Source organism: Enterococcus wangshanyuanii (assembly GCF_002197645.1).
Classification (GTDB): domain Bacteria; phylum Bacillota; class Bacilli; order Lactobacillales; family Enterococcaceae; genus Enterococcus_L; species Enterococcus_L wangshanyuanii.
Window position 1 is genome coordinate 3,579,946 of the sequence record NZ_CP021874.1, and the last position, 17,192, is coordinate 3,597,137.

The following is a 17,192-nucleotide window of genomic DNA, read 5'->3' on the forward strand; positions in this document are numbered from 1 at the left end:
AGTTTGTTAATGGCAATGAACCTCAAACGTGATTATACTGCGATTTTGGAAAATGCTCATAATGTCAGTTATGAAAAAATTGAGAACCAAATCGGCAATATAGAATTTACGATGCCTTTGGATGATCCTAAAAATACATTTTTACAGGAAATGCTTTGGATTGAACTTACTGATAATGAAAATGAATATATCGGTTTGTATCGGGTGATGCTCTCTACGATACGGAAAGATGCTGGAAACAACACAATTACTTATACTGCAGCTCATGCTTTAAGCACACTTTTAGATAGTGTGCTTTTTGGTTATCATGAGTTAGTCAATCGTAAAACAGTTGATGTGATCAATTATATCCTTAATAAGCAAACTACTAAAAATTGGGTGTTAAAAAAATGCGATTTCACTCGATATTTCAGTTATGCTTGGGAGAATGAAAACGGGCTTGCGGATGCACTATTTTCTATTCCAGCAGCCTTTGATGAAGACTATGTTTGGGAATGGAATACTCAAGTTTATCCTTTTGAATTATCTTTAGTGAGACCTCAAACAGAAGTTGTTGCTCGGATACAAGAAGGGTATAACATGCAGGGGTTTGAGATCGAACGAGATCCTAATAATCTAGTCAATCGTATTTATCCGTTAGGCGCTGGTGAAGGAATTAATCAAGTAAACATCAAGTCTGTAAATAATAATTTGACATATGTTGAAGATAAAAAAGCTATAGAAAAATATGGACTAGTTGAGTATGTATGGGTAGATCAACGTTTTACTATTCCTCAGTCATTGAAAGACAATGCGGTCAGTATGCTTAAAAAATGGTCAATTCCTAAAATAAGTTGGTCCATTACTGCAGCAGATTTAACTAAGCTTACGGATGATCCTCTGATCATTGATAAACTTCGTAAGGGCGGAGTTGCTATGATTAATACGAATGATTATGGCAGCATAAATTTAAGAATAAAACGAGAAGCGAAAAGAGATGTATTTGGAGCACCACAGGATCTTGACCTTGATTTGGGTAACCTGAAAGATGATATTTCAACGACCATGTCTGATCTTGGCAGGAAACAAGAAATCAACGAAACATATTCTCAAGGCGCGACAAATATTCTAAATTATAGCTACCAAGATAATTGTGAAGCTGCCTATCCTGCGAATATTGAATTTTATCTTGATGATGATGTATTTCATGTGAATACAGTTGAATTGACGTTCAAAACTAAACGTTATCGAGGATACACTAAAGCTGTCAAAGGTGGAGGTGCAAGAGTACAGTCAACATCTTCTGGAGGTGCTTCTACGCAAACAAGTTCTTCTGGTGGTGGTTATTCATCAGGATCCACAACAGCTGGTGGTGGTGGAAGTAGCCAAACTAGTAGTGTAAATGGTCAAAGTACGCAGACTAGTAGTGCTGGTGGTAATCATAACCATAAAACTTTTAGATACGGATTTGATGTAAATGATCCAGATCAATTGGGTTTAAAAAGAAGATTATACTGGGGAGAAAATGAAACTAATGGTGTAATGCTATGGACTATCCAGCCTAGAGATATAACTACGGCATCTACTAGTGGGAATCATTCCCATTCTGTTTCAACTCCAGCGCATTCTCATAGTGTAAATATTCCAAACCACTCTCACAGTTTTAGTGTAAACATTCCAAATCATACACACAATGTCAATATTCCAAGTCACACCCATCAAGTTAATTTGCCTGATCATACACATCCTCTTGAGTGGGGAATTTACGAGGCTTCAGATAGTGCAAGTAAGGTAGATATTATAGTAGATGGTACAACTATTCCTTTACACGAGACAAGCCAGAACAGACTAGATCTTGTTAAATATTTACGAAAAACTAGTACTGGAAAAATTGCTAGAGGTAACCATACAATCCAAATAAAACCTAACAAACTTGCACGTATTGAAGCGCAAGTTATTTGTCGTGTTTTCATTCAATCTCAATTAGGAGGACAATTCTAATGAATATTAAAGTAAAAAAAATAAATGGTGAAGAATTTTCAGCAAAAGTAACTAAAAATCTACAAGAAATTTTCGAAGAGTTAGCTGATATATCATGTAGTAACTTCATTTTACTTGGTGATCATATCGAACAAAAAATAACGATTGAATCAATCGTAGAAGAATAGAGGTGATAATAAATGGCAGTTGAAAAAATTTTAGAAACTGACACGCTCAATCAGGGTCGTGTAAAAATTAATGCCATTATGGATCAGTCAAATTCATCTGTTGAGACTGTAAATGGTTATAAATCGGAACTTACTGAAGGAATTAAGCAAGCAAAGGAAATCGCTAGAACTGCAGGTGACGAAGCTAAAGAAATTGCTGAAGAAGCAGGGGAGTTAGCCAATCAAAAGGCAGATCAGGCTATTGCTGATTCTAAGACTGCTGTTGATACAGCGAATCGAGCTGTTAGTACAGCTAACCAAAATAAACAAGAATTTGATGCGTTAAGAAATGAGTTCGGGGATTTAGTTGCAGAATCAGGTGATAGTAACCCAGAAATCGTTCAAGCAAGAACTGATACGGAAGGGATTAAGCAATCCACGTTACAAGCACGTTTAACAAGTGACTTTAACAGTCGATTAACTACTACTGATGCAATGAAAATGTTCTCTGGCTCTGTTAATACTCCCAAAATGATGGATTTTAAAGGTAAAACAGCTGGAAATAAAAACGGCAATCCACACCAAGCTTTTTCTGATTATACGGCAACTACGCTCAAGAAACCATCAGCAAACTGGAATGAATTTACACAAGATAATTATAATAAAGTGGTGTCACGTGACGACACAGGAGTTTCAACGGGTTCATCACAGAGTGGTGTAATTCCACAACAATTCTTTCTATTTGATGTGAAAGCAGCCATTGAATCTATTGCTGAGGATATTTTCGAAGGAATGACAATGGTTCAGGTTGTTAAATATATCAAAGATAATTTTGTATCGATCAAGATTCCAATTCGTGGAAAAGCTTCTTCTCCAGGAAATAAAAACTTGAAAGTAGCGACTTTCTTAGAGTCAGCTGATGGCTATTCGGTTCAGATGCAGAATTCAGCGCCAGACTATACTGATTTTGCTACTGAGATCAATGATAGTAACTTTATTGACTCGGAATGCAAAATCAACGTATTGGTATTTTCTGATAGTTCCAATGGTGTCACACCAGCTTCCATTGATGTTGACTATATTGGAGTACAAATCACAATTTCACTAAGTGCACTAGATGTTCTGAATAAAAGTGGTTTTTTGAAGGATGAACAATTGAAAGCTCATGTGGATGATACAAACAACCCACATCAAGTGACTAAAGCACAAGTCGGTTTAGGAAGTGTCCCAAACTATTCTATTGCATCTAAAGCGGAAGCGGAAAATGCAACTAGTGATAGTAAATTTATGAGCCCATTACAGACAAAAAACTTCCATCAAAAAGCTACTGAAACGGTTAGGCAAAAGTGGAGAGAGGGATTAAATTGGATCGCCCACAGAGGTAACAATATGGAATACCCAGAAAATTCTATACCTGCTTATAAAAATGCTAATCGTCACTGGGGAATTGAAACAGATATTCAAGTTACTTCTGACGGACATTGGGTAGTCATGCACGATGATACTGTTGATCGAACGACAAATGGAACAGGTTCAATTAAATCTATGACTTTAGCCCAGTTTAGAGCGCTAAGAATAGATACTGGTGCTAATATCGACAGTTTGTCTGATGTAGAAAAGACTCCGCCGATCTTGGAGGAATACTTAGCAATTTGTAGAGAAAAATGTAGAGTACCTGTTATAGAAATTAAAACAGGCGACTATACGATTTCAAATTACGAGCAGTTAAAAACAATCCTGACTAACTATGGATATAATGAGACGAACTGTGTGATTATCTCGTTTGACTATACTGTACTGACTAATATTAGACAAATGTATCCTAATATGGAACTTCATGTGGTTTCTAGCACCGTCACTCAAAGTGTAATTGATCAGGCAGTGGCTTTAGGATATCCAGCAACTCTTGGTGTGAATTATAGTAATGCAGGTGTTACAGCTGATTTAGTCAATCAATTACATGCGTTAGGATTAAAAATAAATGTCTGGACAGTTCCTGATACAAAATTTGAAGATATGAAGGCATTAAATGTTGATTACATTACCACAAATAGTTTGTCAGGAAACTTAAGGTATGCAGCACTTACTTTGCTAAACGGTTTTACTAATAACGTTGATGCTGGCAGAATCAAAGAGTCTTATGTTGAGGAAATTGAACAAGGTGTTATTCACCTCTCATTTAACGTGAGCGGTGGCGTGACTACACAAAATAGTCCAATTGCAAAACTACCTGATTGGGCGATTCCTATGTATCGTCAGTACCCTCAATGTGCCGTTCGTATATCTACAGGAGTCGCTTTTGGTACGTTCGATGTTAACGGGCGCTTAGTTCCTGGCTCTGCCACAGTTGGTACTATTGCAGTAGGGTTAAACTGGGCAAACAAAACATCATGGGCATCAGGTTCAACAACATACAAAATTTAATGGAGTCCTTTCATGGACTTCTTTTTTTCGAGAGAAGGTGAACGAATGACAATTGAAGAGTTGGGGCTATTGGCTGGTGCTATAATGTCCATTGCTGGTTTAATAGCCTTTTTCGCAAAGCCAGTACTTAATAGTTCAAAAGAATTGAACAAGACTATCACTGAATTAAATCTAACTTTAAATCTATTATCTAAAGATTTAGAAGCAAGTAAGGAAGATCGAAAAGAGATTCATGAACAACTAAAACGGCAAGATGAGCGCCTTGATTCTCATGAATTGAAATTAGCGGAGCATGGTCAACAAATTAAAACATTATTTGTAAAGGAGAGATGAATTAATGAAATTCTCAAATGAAACATACAACGTTATTAAATGGTTTGTATCCGTAGTTTTGCCAGCTTGTGGTGTATTAGTTGGTTCTCTAGGCAAAGCCTATAATTGGGATGGTACTGATTTAGCAGTAACAACGATAGCGGCAGTCACAACTTTCTTAGGTTCTGTGATGCTTTATAGCACAGCGCAGTACAATAAAAATGGAGATGATGATGATGGCCAACATTAATGCGATGCTTGATTGGATGAGACAGCGTTTAGGCGTAGTTCGATATAGCATGACTAATCGTTTAGGACCTAGTAGCTATGATTGTTCTAGTGCTGTTTATAACGCTTTGATTGCTGGTGGATTTTTGAAAGCCGGAAGTATGGGGAATACAGAAACCTTGTTTAACGACCTAGAAAATAGTGGATGGGAGCAAGTAAAACCAATTAATGGTAATTATCCGGCTAAGAAAGGTGATATCTTTATTTGGGGTAAACGAGGTTTTACATTAGGAGCAGCTGGTCATACAGGTATTTTTATTGATGACAACGACAACATCATCCATTGTAATTTTGGCTTTGATGGGATATCTATCAATGATCATGACTATATTTGGATGTATAATGGACAACCTGAAATCACTATCTACCGCTATACTGGAAAAAGTAATGGTGGTACTAATCCTAAACCGAGTACTCCAAAACCTATTGATCCAGTACCACAAGACCCTAACAAGCGTATACAGATGTCCGGAACATTTTATCCTGATAGAAAGCTTGCTGTCAGTGCAGATACGAATCCGGATGATGTAAAAAGCCCGGCATTGGATTATTACACTAAGGGAACTGCAATCAGATATGACAGCTATGTTATGTCTAATGGGTACGCTTGGATTAGTTATATTGGAGCTTCAGGAAAACGTCGTTATGTTGCAGTTGGTCCAGATGATGGTCAGATTAATACGACATGGGGAAGAGGCTTCTTTAATTAAACTAAAATAACCCTAGAATAATCTAGGGTTATTTTTTGGGAGTAATATGATAGGTTCACTATAGATTCTTTCATTATCATATAAAAAGAAGGAGGGGTCTTCATGATGATATTTCTTATTATCGATTTTTTTGCGAAAATTTGTAAGATATTTACGTTTATAATTATTGTAAGGATGCTGTATAAAATAATTTTGCAAGAAAAGAAAGAAAAAGCTATTCGTAAAAGTAAAAAGCATTAGGTTATACTATTCAAAAATATTAGTGATTTCAATTCGTTTAGTTTCATTTGATTGTCAGAAATAAGCTCTTCGTCACCATTAGAATGTAAATCTAATAATGAAAATTGTGATACTATCGACTTTCTAATAAAGTCAAACAATTGGTAACAAACTAAGACATATGTTTGATCATTGAAAATACAATAAACAGTTTCATCGAGATTTCGATGTTGACTATTGTAAAACTGTGATTTTGTGATATCAATGTTTATATTTTTGATTGATTGCCACTCAACTGATCTATCACTGGTCGCCTGTAGGAGTATTTCTAATACCTCATCTTGTGCCATATTTATGTATTCCTTTCTATTGTTTTTCTAAATTTCAGTAAAGTCTTTCTTATTTTAAAAAAATTATAATTAGTGGTTCTATTAAGACGTGAAATGAAATACTTAATTGTGTAAGAGTTTAACATGGGGTATGTTTCAGTTATATCCTGCAAAAAAAATTTCAACTCATTAATTAGTGTAGTATTACAATTTTCTTTTGATTCCATCTTACGAATATAAGCGTTGAGTGTTCCAAGTATTTCGTCTTTTGATGATGCCAATTTTTCTCTATCAACAGCATTGTTTATTTTCTTGTTTACATTAATGGCGATAAAAAATGTAGCAATTGTAATTATATTTAGAGAAAAATCGATATAGTCATTAATATTATTAATGATAGTTTTCAAATTCCTCCCTCCTTATCAAACTCATTATATACACATGTCACATAAATTTGCAATCATACAAAAACTATCATAATCGTTTTTATTTATTCGATAATATGACTGGATATTAAATCATACATATTTACCAATTCAAATTTTGTGGTAAAATTGTTTATACATAAAATAATATATTATTTTTTAGGGTGGGGATGTCATGAATGATAATTTAAGTATATCGTTTTTATTAATTATACTTTTTTCTGGTTTTTATGTGTCTTACTACATTTATGATAAAATTATGGAGAAAAATAAAGATGAACTTGAAAAAATTGATATCTTCTTTAGCATTATACAGAAATCACTATTTTCTTTTCTAACAATCCTAATTTCTGTCATTACAGTTATTGTTTCAATAGCTAATTTTTTAAATTCAAAAACAGAGTTTGAAATTCAGAATTTTTCACAAATAAATACTGATAATAAAGAAAATGATCAGTTTGTTGAAGACCGACTAGGAAATAGGGATCAAATATATTCTTATCATATGAATTTTGAGACTGGTAAAAGTGTATTTGAAGGAATTCCAATAATTATAAGTAATACTGGAAATGTAAGAGATTCAATTAAAAGTATATCAATAAGTGTTTTTGATGAGAGTGAAATATTAGAAACATTCTACTCAAAAAAAGTTATAGACTCAAAAATAGATCGTTCTTCTGAAATATGGCTTGAGCCAAAAGAAACATTAGAATACACCATTGATGGTAATAAGATGAAATCTAGTATCCAGAAATGTATTGAACGACTTGAGGAAAGAGGTATTAATGATTCATTGTACAGAGTTTATTATATAAGGGAAGATGATGGACAGCGAGCAGATTCTGGAAAGATTAGTACAAGGATTAAATTGATTACTGGATCCAACAAAGAAGTAGAAATGAAACAGCGTTCATTCGATTTAAATTTTGCAGAAAGAATAGAAGAGACTACTGATTCACTTATTCTTAGAGGAGAGTAGACTTGTTTATCTCAATTGCTTACCCAAGATTTGATGTAGTTTTTGATGTAGTTCTGAATCCGTTGAGGGATTTCATAGAACCATTTTTGTAAAAATTGCTATACTATTTATTGTCTTAGAACCTTGATATACCTCGTTTTCCCTAAGTAGCACCTATTTGGGAATTTACACCGTGAAACAAAATAAGGTTTTAAATTTTGCGCTCAATCCTTTGTCAGACAAGGGATTGAGCGTTTTTTATTTGTTTGAAACTATTTTTGAAGTATTTCTTTATAAATACTTCTTAGTAAAATACGAAGAACTATAGGAAGTGATTAGGTAGCATTTAAAGAACAAAAATCACAAGTACTACATATATCATAATGCATAAAACTGATACACCAATGACAATAGGCCAATCAACATTATGTATAAACTCTCTAAAAGTTTGTTGTTTCTTATCTTTCTTCTTATCTTCAATGTATTGTTGATAATTGTTTTCTAGTACAAAGACAAAAGTAAAAAATAAAAATACATTTACTACAAAGGATGGGATATTGTCAAATGTATTGATCGAATAGAAATAGACACTAAAAATAATTAGATAAGAAAATAAATGTCGAGATATTAAACGGCTGATAAACTTCTTCAAATAAATCACTCCTTGTGGATAATTGTATCACTAGAACAGAGCTAATAAGAGGTAGAGGATAAATAAAATTATCAAAAATTGAAATCGCCAAAAAATTCATGATATAGTGATTGCCAACCAAGATACCTAATAACAAACCAATAATTGATACCATAATAAACACTAAAACTTTATATCTCAATGGATAACAAAAAAGGCAACAGGATAGATAACGATAGCAAAAAATAGTATAACAATACCCAAAATGGAATACCTCATGTATATAGTAATAAATAAATTATATCATAACGACAATATATAAAAAGTAGGAGATCTGGTTAGATACAAAATTTGTTATTAAGATATTAAAACGAAGCAAGAGTTACAAGATGGAATTATTAGTAGATTGCAGTAAAAATTAGCTAAAAGTATTTATACAATTCTGTGTGATTTACTTTATTAGACAACGTAATGGAATAATCGTATTTCTGAGAAAAAAATCTAAATAACTATAAATTTCCTCCATTCTTCATCATATCATTATTTCTATTTGCTATTTCGTGTTATATTTTTAGAAAAGAATGTAAAGGTGAAGCATATGGATAAACAAATAATCGAACATGCAAAAGAATTATTGGCAACGTGTGACTCATTTTTGCTGTCTACAAATGATCGGAACGGATTTCCAAATACGATCGTAGTGTCAAAACCCATCATTAGAGCGAGTTTTTACAATCTTAAATTTTACGTAAATGGTAATGGTCAAACAGTGGAAAATATTCGGCATAATAAAAAAGGGAATGTTTGCTGCTATGATGAAGCTAGGCATGAAAGTGTTTTGTTAAAAGGAATTTTCAGCGTTGAAGACATTGAAGAATTCAAACTGCTCAAAGATCGTTTGAATAGCTATCAGAAAGAGTTGAATCATGAGAATCCGGTTGTTCTTTCTTTTGAAGTCTATACTGTGAAGGTTCATTCTCAAACGAAAACCTTTTGGAAAGATGTGGATGATTTTGAGGATCATTAAAGATAAACTAAATCAAAAGGAGGTGTAGATTACCGTTTTTGATTTTGTGAAAGTTACTTACAAAGTGAAAATAGCTAAAGTATGCATGAAATCTCTAAGAAGAGGTTTCGTGCATTTTTTATTGCCTTCAACTAAATTAGCTGAAGTTTAAGTATTTAATATGTATTTAAAATGTTTCTTATTTTCCTATATTTACTCTAAAAATATTAAATATCCATTGCTTTACGCTGTAAATTCTTTATACTCTAATTAGGAGGACAATTGTTATTTAATGACCAATGTAAAAACGCCATTAAATGAATGTTTAACTCAAAGGGTAGGTATAAAGGTGTTGGAGGAGTTTCGATGAAAAAATTGATTGTTATGATTAGTTTATGGGTGCTTTTTTTTCCTAGCATCTCTTGTGCAGAAGATATAATGGATTCTTCTGTTGAGAGTAGCTTTGATTCGTCGAATGAGCTGTCGAGGAAATATATGCGAAAACAAGTACTTAATGGCAAGACAACAAAAATCAAAAAGGAAAAAGGAGAGACATATTTAACATTTCCATTTAAAAAAAGGCCACATCAATACTTTGCAAATTTTGTACTAAACAGTCCAGCCAATGTTTATGTTGGATTTGTAGAGACGATCTATTATAGAGATAAGCTCAAGATCAAACAAATCTACTATGAAAAAAATCCAGTTAGAACGGATAAACTAGGTATTTTTACCACAGATCTATATATTATTTCTGAGACGGATGACGTCTATCATTATAAAAATGTTCCCTATATGGTGAGTAGCGATCAGCCAACGGCTTTTTTTTCCAGCATCGATTTTGATAAAGAAAAAGCAAAGCTATCTGGAGAGCTAAAAATGTTTGCTTCTAAAAGCACCTATCAAGTAGAGCTGTTTTATACAGATCATGAAGAGTATCATTATCAAGAAGTCACTGTAGAAAATGATGGAAGATTTACAATCGACCTAAACCGAAACGGTCAGCCAGGTACGATGTATCTGAGAGCTAGCGATGGTTTGGGGAATTATGCGAATGCTCTTGATATTTTAGAGGAAGGACAGACGACCTATCCAATTTCGCAAAAAAAATTACAGGAGATAGCAGATAGCTATCAAAAGCCTTCACGTGGCAATAAACTATTGGCATTAGCTTTATTGACGTTAAAATGGCTATTAGGACTATTGGCAGCAATTTTGATATTATTGCGTTTAAGAGTTATCCTAAAAAGAAGAAGAAGACGCAGGCTGCGGAAAAAGCAGTTTCGGTGAATCAACTATGAAGGAGAGATAAGAGTGAAAATCAGTATTCGACATCGCTATATCAAAAAAATTCCTGTACTGGAAGTTGTTGCAGAAGAAGAAAAAAACAAAGCTTTACCTCTAGTCATCTATTATCATGGCTGGCAGTCTGCTAAGGAATTATCATTGACTCAAGCACGAAAATTAGCGAGAAAAGGGATTCGGGTGATTTTACCGGATGCTATGAATCATGGGGAACGTAAAACTGGTCCAGTATCACCGATTCCTTCTGTGACATTTTGGTCAAGTATCCAATACAATATCATAGAATTTTCGCAGCTGATCCGTCATTTTGAAAAGCTTGAGCTGATCAAAAATAAGAAAATAGGTGTGGGCGGTGTTTCGATGGGCGGGATCACGACATGTGCTTTACTGACTCAACATCCAGAAATCAATACGGCAGCCTGTATGATGGGAACACCAGCCCCAATGCGCTATATTGAACGAGTAATGGAGCGAGCAGCTGAAATGGACTATTTTGTACCTAAGGATTTACCATTGCTGCAAAGTTGGGTCACGCATTATGATCTATCAAAAGCACCTGAAAAGATAGCTGAACGTCCTGTCTTATTCTGGCATGGAACGAAAGATCCTAAAATTCCCTATGAGGACATGGCAGATTTTTATCAACAGATCTCAGATGAAACGTATGCTCAAAACAGCCGTTTTCTGACTGGAGAAGGGGAAGGACATCTAGTGAAAGGTGAAATGATGGATGTTGTGGCGGAATGGTTTGAGGAGAATTTAATAGACAGAGACTAAAGCATTTTGCTCTGAGTAGCAAGAAGCAGCTTATTCAGATTTAGTGTGTGGAACAAAATCGATCATTCTTTTTGTTCCGCACTTTTTAAAATAGCTTGTTTTAATTCATTGAAAATATACGTCAATAATAGAAAATGAGGTTCATTTCTTAGAAACACTCTTGACAAACTTTCACGTATTATGAATAATGTAAGGGGTTGCGTTTATTGGAGATAAGCAAATGAATAAAATGGAAAACTGTACGAATGTAAATCAAATGTACTCGATTGGTGAGGTAGCAAAGATTTGTAATGTTTCCCGCAAAACATTGCGTTTCTATGAACAATTAGGCTTATTGACACCAGATCATGTTAGTTTGGAAAATGGTTATCGTTATTATACGGAGAAGACCATGAATTTGATTCCTGTCATCAAGTATTACAAGCAGATGGGCTTTAAGCTACAGGAAATGGGTAATGTGCAGAACACTGGAGACTATTTTTATCAAGAGACGAATTTTCTAACGAAGCTGTCTGAGTTAAAACGAGAAGAACAACGTATTCGTAATAGTTATACAGCTGTCTCAGACTGGATCGGTTTGTTGAGAGAAGGATCGATTGCAATTGAAAATCAGCTGCAAAATGTCAATGTGAAATATTTGGATCGTGAAAGCTATGTCTTTATGGAGCAGGATTTTTGTTATAACTATATGGATGCGGTGATCAATATTCCTTGGGTCAATTATTTAGAGGAGCAGGATTGTGAAATCACGGGTCCAGTGATTCTTCATTTCGAGAACTGTGAGGAGAAGATGGCCTGTAAGTCCCGTAAAATGAATGTGATGCAAAAACCTGTTAGTATTGCAAATAGTGAGATGCCGACGACTTTTTTTGGTGGTCAGATGTTTTTATCCAGCTATTATTTAGGTGACCCGGCTGATATTTGTCAGCAATATAAAAAGATGTTGTTATGGGCAAAGGAACATGATTATCAATGCTCAGATGAGGTATATGAACGTTATGTGATCGATTATTGGTCTACTATGAATGTTGATAATTTTGTGATCGAACTGTTGATTCCAGCAGAAAAAAATAAAAAATAAAACTTTTTAAATCGACTTGTATGAATTCTACGATCAGCTGGATTCGCACAAGTCGATTTTGATTAGAAAAGAGAGATTTATTTAAAGATTCCCCTTAAGGGGAACCTTTTTGTTTTGTTATAAAAAAAACGATAGTGTCCGTTGCGTAAATGATTTTATTTATAATAGTGTTATTTTTATTTTGTGATTACATGCCTAAAGTGAAAATGTGAGCAAGGATAGTTTACCCACAAATCTTTCTTGTGAAAAAAACAACAAGTTCTGTATCAGCGAAAAAGGATGTTTCTTTTTCGACAAGTAAAATCAATCTAATTATCCAATTGTTATAAAACACGAGTTCTATTATATTTTCCGTACTATAACAGGTGTTGATTCTCAATTATGAGGAATAATTGAGAAAGGGAAGCTGTATTACCGAGTGAAAGATGTGTTTCAGAAAAAAAATCTTCTTGACTGCTCCCTTAAGGTAAGACTGTAAAGTGAGTGGTAGCAAGAAATGAAACCGTTTTACGGTAACTATTTTAGGAGGAAGCAACTATGAAATACGATGCATTAGGAATGGTAGAAACAAAAGGATTGATTGGGTCGATCGAGGCAGCAGATGCGATGGTTAAAGCAGCAAATGTTTCTTTGATCGGGAAAGAATTTGTTGGCGGCGGAATCGTTACAGTAATGGTGCGCGGAGATGTGGGTGCAGTTAAAGCAGCGACTGATGCGGGGGCAAGTGCTGCTGAACGTGTAGGAGAGCTTTTATCCGTTCATGTGATTCCACGCCCACATGGTGAAGTGGAAAATATTTTGCCAGTAAATAAAGCCAAATAAATAGTTAGGGGAAACGTCAATGAATAGTGAAAAAAGTATTCTGAGTACAAGTACAAATGCGGACCTAAAAATGAAAGAGGTCAGCAAAGGATTTCAAGTTAAGGGAATTACGAATGGACTAGTTTCTGGAATTACTTACGGAATTTATTCTACTTTAGTTGTGGTTGCCAGTGGGTATGATCCGCTGATCAGTGCTGCGGGATTTTTAGCTGCACCATTTGTTTGTTCAGGTTTAAATGATTTTTTTGCTGGAATTTTTCTTTTATTTTATAACGCAAAGCATGGACGATTAAAGGAAATCATCCGCATGGTAAAAACCAAGCCAGGGAAAATGCTTGTGATCGGGTTCTTATTAGGCGGTCCGATCGCAAATGGGGCTTATCTTGTTGGTCTAGCAATGGCTGGCGCTTATGCGATCCCAATTTCAGCTACCTGTAGTTTGTTCGGTGCATTGTTCTCATGGATTTTCTTAAAACAGAAGCCGACAGCCAGAATTATTTTGGGCATGGTGGTTTGTGTGATGGGTGCGATCGTGATCAATCTGGTCAAACCAGAAGGCGCACCGAATTTCACTTTAGGAATTATCTGTGCGTTGATTGCAGCTGTTTCGTGGGGCTTAGAAGGGGTCTTTTCAAGTTTCGGCGGTGCGATGATCGATACAGATGTAGCAGTCAATTTACGTGAATTAGTTTCTGGCTTGTTCGTAATGATTTTGGTTTTACCATTTGTTGGTGGTGTGGGCTTATTATTTAAAACGTTAGCAGCTGGAACACCAGTGATGTGGTTACTACTATCTGGACTAAGCGCAGGAATTTCTTTCTTAACTTGGTACAAAGCCAACGCGATGGTGGGGACAGCTGTCGGAATGTCGCTGAATGTAACGTATGCATTTTGGGGTGTCATCTTCAGTGTGATTTTCTTAGGTCAAACAGTTACACCAACCATGGTGATTGGTTCGATCGTGATCGTCATCGGTGCGATTTTAGTGACGATGAATCCGTTGGACTTCTTCAGAAAGGGGGAAGCATAGATGCTTTTACCTAGTCGGACAGCTGTATTGAATCAAATGTATGATCAAAGAGAGTTAGATGTGAAGAAGATCATGGAGGAATTGAAACCTCAGTATGGGCATGAGAAGCAGTTTAATGAGAAATTGTATTTAGAGCATTTGATGGCGTTAGAAGCAAATGGTTTAGTTGAATTGACGAATTATTGTTTAGATGATCAAGAAGAATTGATTATGTCGTATACGATCACAGAGGAAGGTCGAACGACAGTTGAGAAATATGTAGATAAAGTATATCGAGTGATGTAGTGATTTGATTTGTTATGTAGAGAAATTTCTCCGAGAGAATATGAATTGTGAATGAGCCAAAGATGTCTCAGTCATGATTTACTATTTTTCTTTCAAATTTATTGAGTCAACTTGGCTCTTTGATTGTTCAGCTTCATGGGCTAGCTCTTCGGAAAAAAGACAAAATTGGTTTGTGACAAAGAGAGTCACAATCAAATTTTCCTATTTTTCAGTCAGAGCTGAACGAGCCTACTTAACCTTTAGTTTATCTAGCTTCATGGGCTAGCTCTTCGGAAAAAAGACAAAATTGGTTTGTGACAGAGAGAGTCACAATCAAATTTTCCTATTTTTCAGTCAGAGCTGAACGAGCCCATTCAGCTTTTATTTCAGAAATGGGGGATTGTATTGGTTTATCGTGGTGAGGAGGCGTTGGGGCTTATTGAGACTGTTGGTCTGGTTCCGGCGTTGAAAGCGTGTGATGAGATGTTGAAGGCAGCAGATGTTGAGCTGGTTTCATATGAAAATATTGGTTCTACTTTAGTTACGATCATGGTCAAGGGGGATGTTGCTGCTGTTGAAGCTTCGGTTTCAGCAGGTGCTCGAGCAGCTGAAGCGATCGGCACTTTGACTGCGCAAAATGTGATGCCAAGACCGATTCCGTCTGTTGGGGACATTGTTTCTGTCCATGCAATAGATGTGTAGATAGAGGGGGAAACAAATGAAAACCTTTGAAGCGATTGGAGCCATTGAGACATTTGGCTTAGTGTTTGTCTTAGAAGCGTGTGATGCGATGTGTAAAGCGGCAGATGTTGAATTAGTTGGATATGAAAATGTCGCGTCCGGGTATATTTCAGTCATTGTGCAAGGAGATGTAGCTGCTTGCCAATCTGCTGTTGATGCAGGGATCAAAGCAGTTGAAAATTTAGGTGCGGAGGTCTATAGCTCAGTTGTGATCGCTGGTCCGCATATCGATTTGAATAAAATTATCAACCGTTATCAGTTAAATAGCCTTTTATCTGAAGAGGAGGGAGATGCAGTTTAGATGCAGCAAATAGATAAAGATCTGTTATCGATACAAGAAGCGCGGATTTTAGTAGAAACAGCCAGAGATGCACATTATTTGATCAAAGATTACGGACAAAAGCATTTTGATCAAATCCTCAAACAGCTACTGGAGCAAATAAAACCTGAAATTAGTGGATTCGTTACATCTGAAATGAATGAAACGAAGTTAGGTAATTCAAAAGATACAGAAGCTTTGGTCAATCAATTTCTAGAAGCGTTGGCGGAAGAGTTGCCAAGGCAACAATGTATTGGAGCGCTTGCGAAAGATTCTGCGGGGAATATTTTACAAGTGGGTGTACCAGTCGGTGTGATACCTGTCATTTTATCAAACGAAAATATTGTATTGAATACATTATATAGCTTGATTATCGGTATTAAATCAGGGAATGCACTAGTGGTGATTCCTCATCCGAATGCATGTAAGACAACGTATCAAATCGTCAAAAAAGTGAAGCAACTTTGCGAATCAAACGGTTTACCAAAAGGCTGTTTAGCTTGCTTAGAGCAAGTGACGGAAAATAGTGTACAAGAAGTGTTGAACCATCAAGATACTGCGATGATTTTGGTTATCGGAAATTCAAAATATACAAACGCGACCACCAACCAAAAACCAATTATTTATGGCAGTTCAGGCGCGACACCTGTTTTTATCGAACGCTCGGCATCGATTAAATCGGCCGTAGATGCAATCATTCAAAGTCGCTCTTTTGATGGTGGGTTATTACCTGGCGCAGAACAATATTTGATTGCAGAAAGTGTGATCGCTTCAGAAGTAAAAACGATGATGAAACAGTCTGGGGCTCATTTTTTATCTAAGGAAGAAGAGCTTAAACTTTTACATCTACTTCAGCCAAAAGAGAATCAGATCAATCCAAAGTGCATTGGTAAAAGTGCATTTTGGTTAGCACAACAGGCTGGCTTCTCCGTTGGATCACAAATCAAAGTGTTAGTTTCGGAACAACAATACCTTCATGAAGAAGACCCGTTTACTAATGAAATGAAATGCCCGGTGTTAGCTTTTTATTTGGAACCAGATTGGATCCATGCTTGTGAAAAATCAATTCGTCTATTGAAAGAGAAAAATCATGGTCACTCTTTAGCGATTCATTCCCAAAATACGACAATTCTAAATGAATTTGCTTTAAAAAAACCAGTGGGAAGAATGATTGTCAATGCACCAGCAGGATTTGCCAGTCTTGGGCTGAACTCTAACTTACCGTTATCGGTTATCTTAGGTGGGTTTACGACAGGGCGAGGAATCAGTGCTAAAAATATCACAGCAGCTGATCTAACCTATAAACGACAAATCAGCTATCCGACACAGATCGATGTGCCTATGGTAGCCTCAGAAACTATTGATAAAGAACTATTAGAAAAAGTGTTAAAGAAAATATTGGAAAAATAAAATGGCGTAAAGTGA

Annotated in this window: 20 protein-coding genes; 17 read left to right on the plus strand and 3 right to left on the minus strand. The window is 35.5% G+C overall.

Going from position 1 to position 17,192, the window contains the following annotated elements:
- The first annotated feature begins 3 nt into the window (after positions 1-3).
- From CC204_RS17950 to CC204_RS17975, 6 genes are read left to right on the plus strand one after another with little or no spacing between them, the layout of a single operon-like run.
- Positions 4-1,980 carry a phage tail protein gene (locus CC204_RS17950; protein ID WP_088271424.1) on the plus strand — a complete coding sequence of 659 codons (1,977 nt, stop codon included), beginning with the start codon at positions 4-6 and terminating at the stop codon, positions 1,978-1,980.
- Positions 1,980-2,147, plus strand: a complete 168-nt coding sequence (locus tag CC204_RS17955; protein WP_088271425.1) for a phosphoribosyl-ATP diphosphatase — start codon at positions 1,980-1,982, stop codon at positions 2,145-2,147. The genes CC204_RS17950 and CC204_RS17955 overlap by 1 nt, the downstream gene beginning before the upstream one ends.
- A 12-nt stretch (positions 2,148-2,159) precedes the next feature.
- Positions 2,160-4,550: a glycerophosphodiester phosphodiesterase family protein gene (locus CC204_RS17960; RefSeq protein WP_088271426.1), complete on the plus strand. Its 2,391-nt coding sequence runs from the start codon at positions 2,160-2,162 to the stop codon at positions 4,548-4,550.
- Positions 4,551-4,595: 45 nt separating this feature from the next.
- Positions 4,596-4,883 (plus strand): hypothetical protein, encoded by a 288-nt coding sequence (locus tag CC204_RS17965; RefSeq protein WP_088271756.1) that lies wholly within the window; start codon positions 4,596-4,598, stop codon positions 4,881-4,883.
- Between the two features lie 4 nt (positions 4,884-4,887).
- Positions 4,888-5,112 (plus strand): phage holin, encoded by a 225-nt coding sequence (locus tag CC204_RS17970; protein WP_010765148.1) that lies wholly within the window; start codon positions 4,888-4,890, stop codon positions 5,110-5,112.
- Entirely contained in the window at positions 5,099-5,860 is a 762-nt protein-coding gene (locus CC204_RS17975; protein ID WP_088271427.1) for a peptidoglycan amidohydrolase family protein, read from the plus strand. Before CC204_RS17970 ends, CC204_RS17975 begins: the two co-directional genes overlap by 14 nt.
- A 236-nt stretch (positions 5,861-6,096) precedes the next feature.
- Here the strand turns inward: CC204_RS17975 and CC204_RS17980 are convergent, their stop codons facing one another.
- Together CC204_RS17980 and CC204_RS17985 are read right to left on the minus strand one after the other, a co-directional pair.
- The gene (locus tag CC204_RS17980) at positions 6,097-6,429 is read right to left on the minus strand and encodes a hypothetical protein (RefSeq protein ID WP_088271428.1); all 333 of its coding nucleotides are present in this window, start codon (positions 6,427-6,429) and stop codon (positions 6,097-6,099) included.
- A 2-nt stretch (positions 6,430-6,431) separates the two neighbouring features.
- Positions 6,432-6,815, minus strand: a complete 384-nt coding sequence (locus tag CC204_RS17985; protein ID WP_088271429.1) for a hypothetical protein — start codon at positions 6,813-6,815, stop codon at positions 6,432-6,434.
- 193 nt (positions 6,816-7,008) lie between these two features.
- On the opposite strand from CC204_RS17985, the gene CC204_RS17990 reads away from it, so the two are divergent.
- Positions 7,009-7,812, plus strand: a complete 804-nt coding sequence (locus CC204_RS17990) for a hypothetical protein (RefSeq protein WP_088271430.1) — start codon at positions 7,009-7,011, stop codon at positions 7,810-7,812.
- A gap of 325 nt (positions 7,813-8,137) precedes the next feature.
- Here CC204_RS17990 and CC204_RS17995 read toward each other — a convergent pair whose 3' ends face one another.
- Positions 8,138-8,443, minus strand: a complete 306-nt coding sequence (locus CC204_RS17995) for a hypothetical protein (RefSeq protein ID WP_088271431.1) — start codon at positions 8,441-8,443, stop codon at positions 8,138-8,140.
- A gap of 577 nt (positions 8,444-9,020) precedes the next feature.
- On the opposite strand from CC204_RS17995, the gene CC204_RS18000 reads away from it, so the two are divergent.
- The 10 genes from CC204_RS18000 to CC204_RS18045 all read left to right on the plus strand — a co-directional run bounded on the left by CC204_RS18000 (position 9,021) and on the right by CC204_RS18045 (position 17,177).
- Positions 9,021-9,449, plus strand: coding sequence for a pyridoxamine 5'-phosphate oxidase family protein (locus tag CC204_RS18000; protein WP_088271432.1), 429 nt, complete (start codon positions 9,021-9,023; stop codon positions 9,447-9,449).
- A gap of 345 nt (positions 9,450-9,794) precedes the next feature.
- Positions 9,795-10,718 (plus strand): hypothetical protein, encoded by a 924-nt coding sequence (locus tag CC204_RS18005; protein WP_088271433.1) that lies wholly within the window; start codon positions 9,795-9,797, stop codon positions 10,716-10,718.
- Between the two features lie 24 nt (positions 10,719-10,742).
- Entirely contained in the window at positions 10,743-11,510 is a 768-nt protein-coding gene (locus tag CC204_RS18010; RefSeq protein WP_088271434.1) for an alpha/beta fold hydrolase, read from the plus strand.
- A 220-nt stretch (positions 11,511-11,730) separates the two neighbouring features.
- A complete protein-coding gene (locus CC204_RS18015; RefSeq protein WP_227011199.1) occupies positions 11,731-12,591 on the plus strand; it encodes a MerR family transcriptional regulator in 861 nt (286 codons plus the stop codon).
- A gap of 537 nt (positions 12,592-13,128) precedes the next feature.
- Complete coding sequence (locus CC204_RS18020) at positions 13,129-13,413, plus strand: BMC domain-containing protein (protein WP_088271435.1); 285 nt, start codon at positions 13,129-13,131, stop codon at positions 13,411-13,413.
- A gap of 19 nt (positions 13,414-13,432) precedes the next feature.
- Positions 13,433-14,443, plus strand: a complete 1,011-nt coding sequence (locus CC204_RS18025) for a DMT family transporter (protein ID WP_088271436.1) — start codon at positions 13,433-13,435, stop codon at positions 14,441-14,443.
- The gene (locus CC204_RS18030) at positions 14,444-14,728 is read left to right on the plus strand and encodes a hypothetical protein (RefSeq protein WP_087639293.1); all 285 of its coding nucleotides are present in this window, start codon (positions 14,444-14,446) and stop codon (positions 14,726-14,728) included.
- Positions 14,729-15,112: 384 nt separating this feature from the next.
- On the plus strand, positions 15,113-15,409 hold the full coding sequence (locus CC204_RS18035) for a BMC domain-containing protein (RefSeq protein ID WP_087639294.1): 297 nt from the start codon (positions 15,113-15,115) through the stop codon (positions 15,407-15,409).
- A 16-nt stretch (positions 15,410-15,425) separates the two neighbouring features.
- Positions 15,426-15,749: a BMC domain-containing protein gene (locus CC204_RS18040; RefSeq protein WP_088271437.1), complete on the plus strand. Its 324-nt coding sequence runs from the start codon at positions 15,426-15,428 to the stop codon at positions 15,747-15,749.
- Entirely contained in the window at positions 15,750-17,177 is a 1,428-nt protein-coding gene (locus tag CC204_RS18045; RefSeq protein ID WP_088271438.1) for an aldehyde dehydrogenase family protein, read from the plus strand.
- Positions 17,178-17,192: the final 15 nt, after the last annotated feature.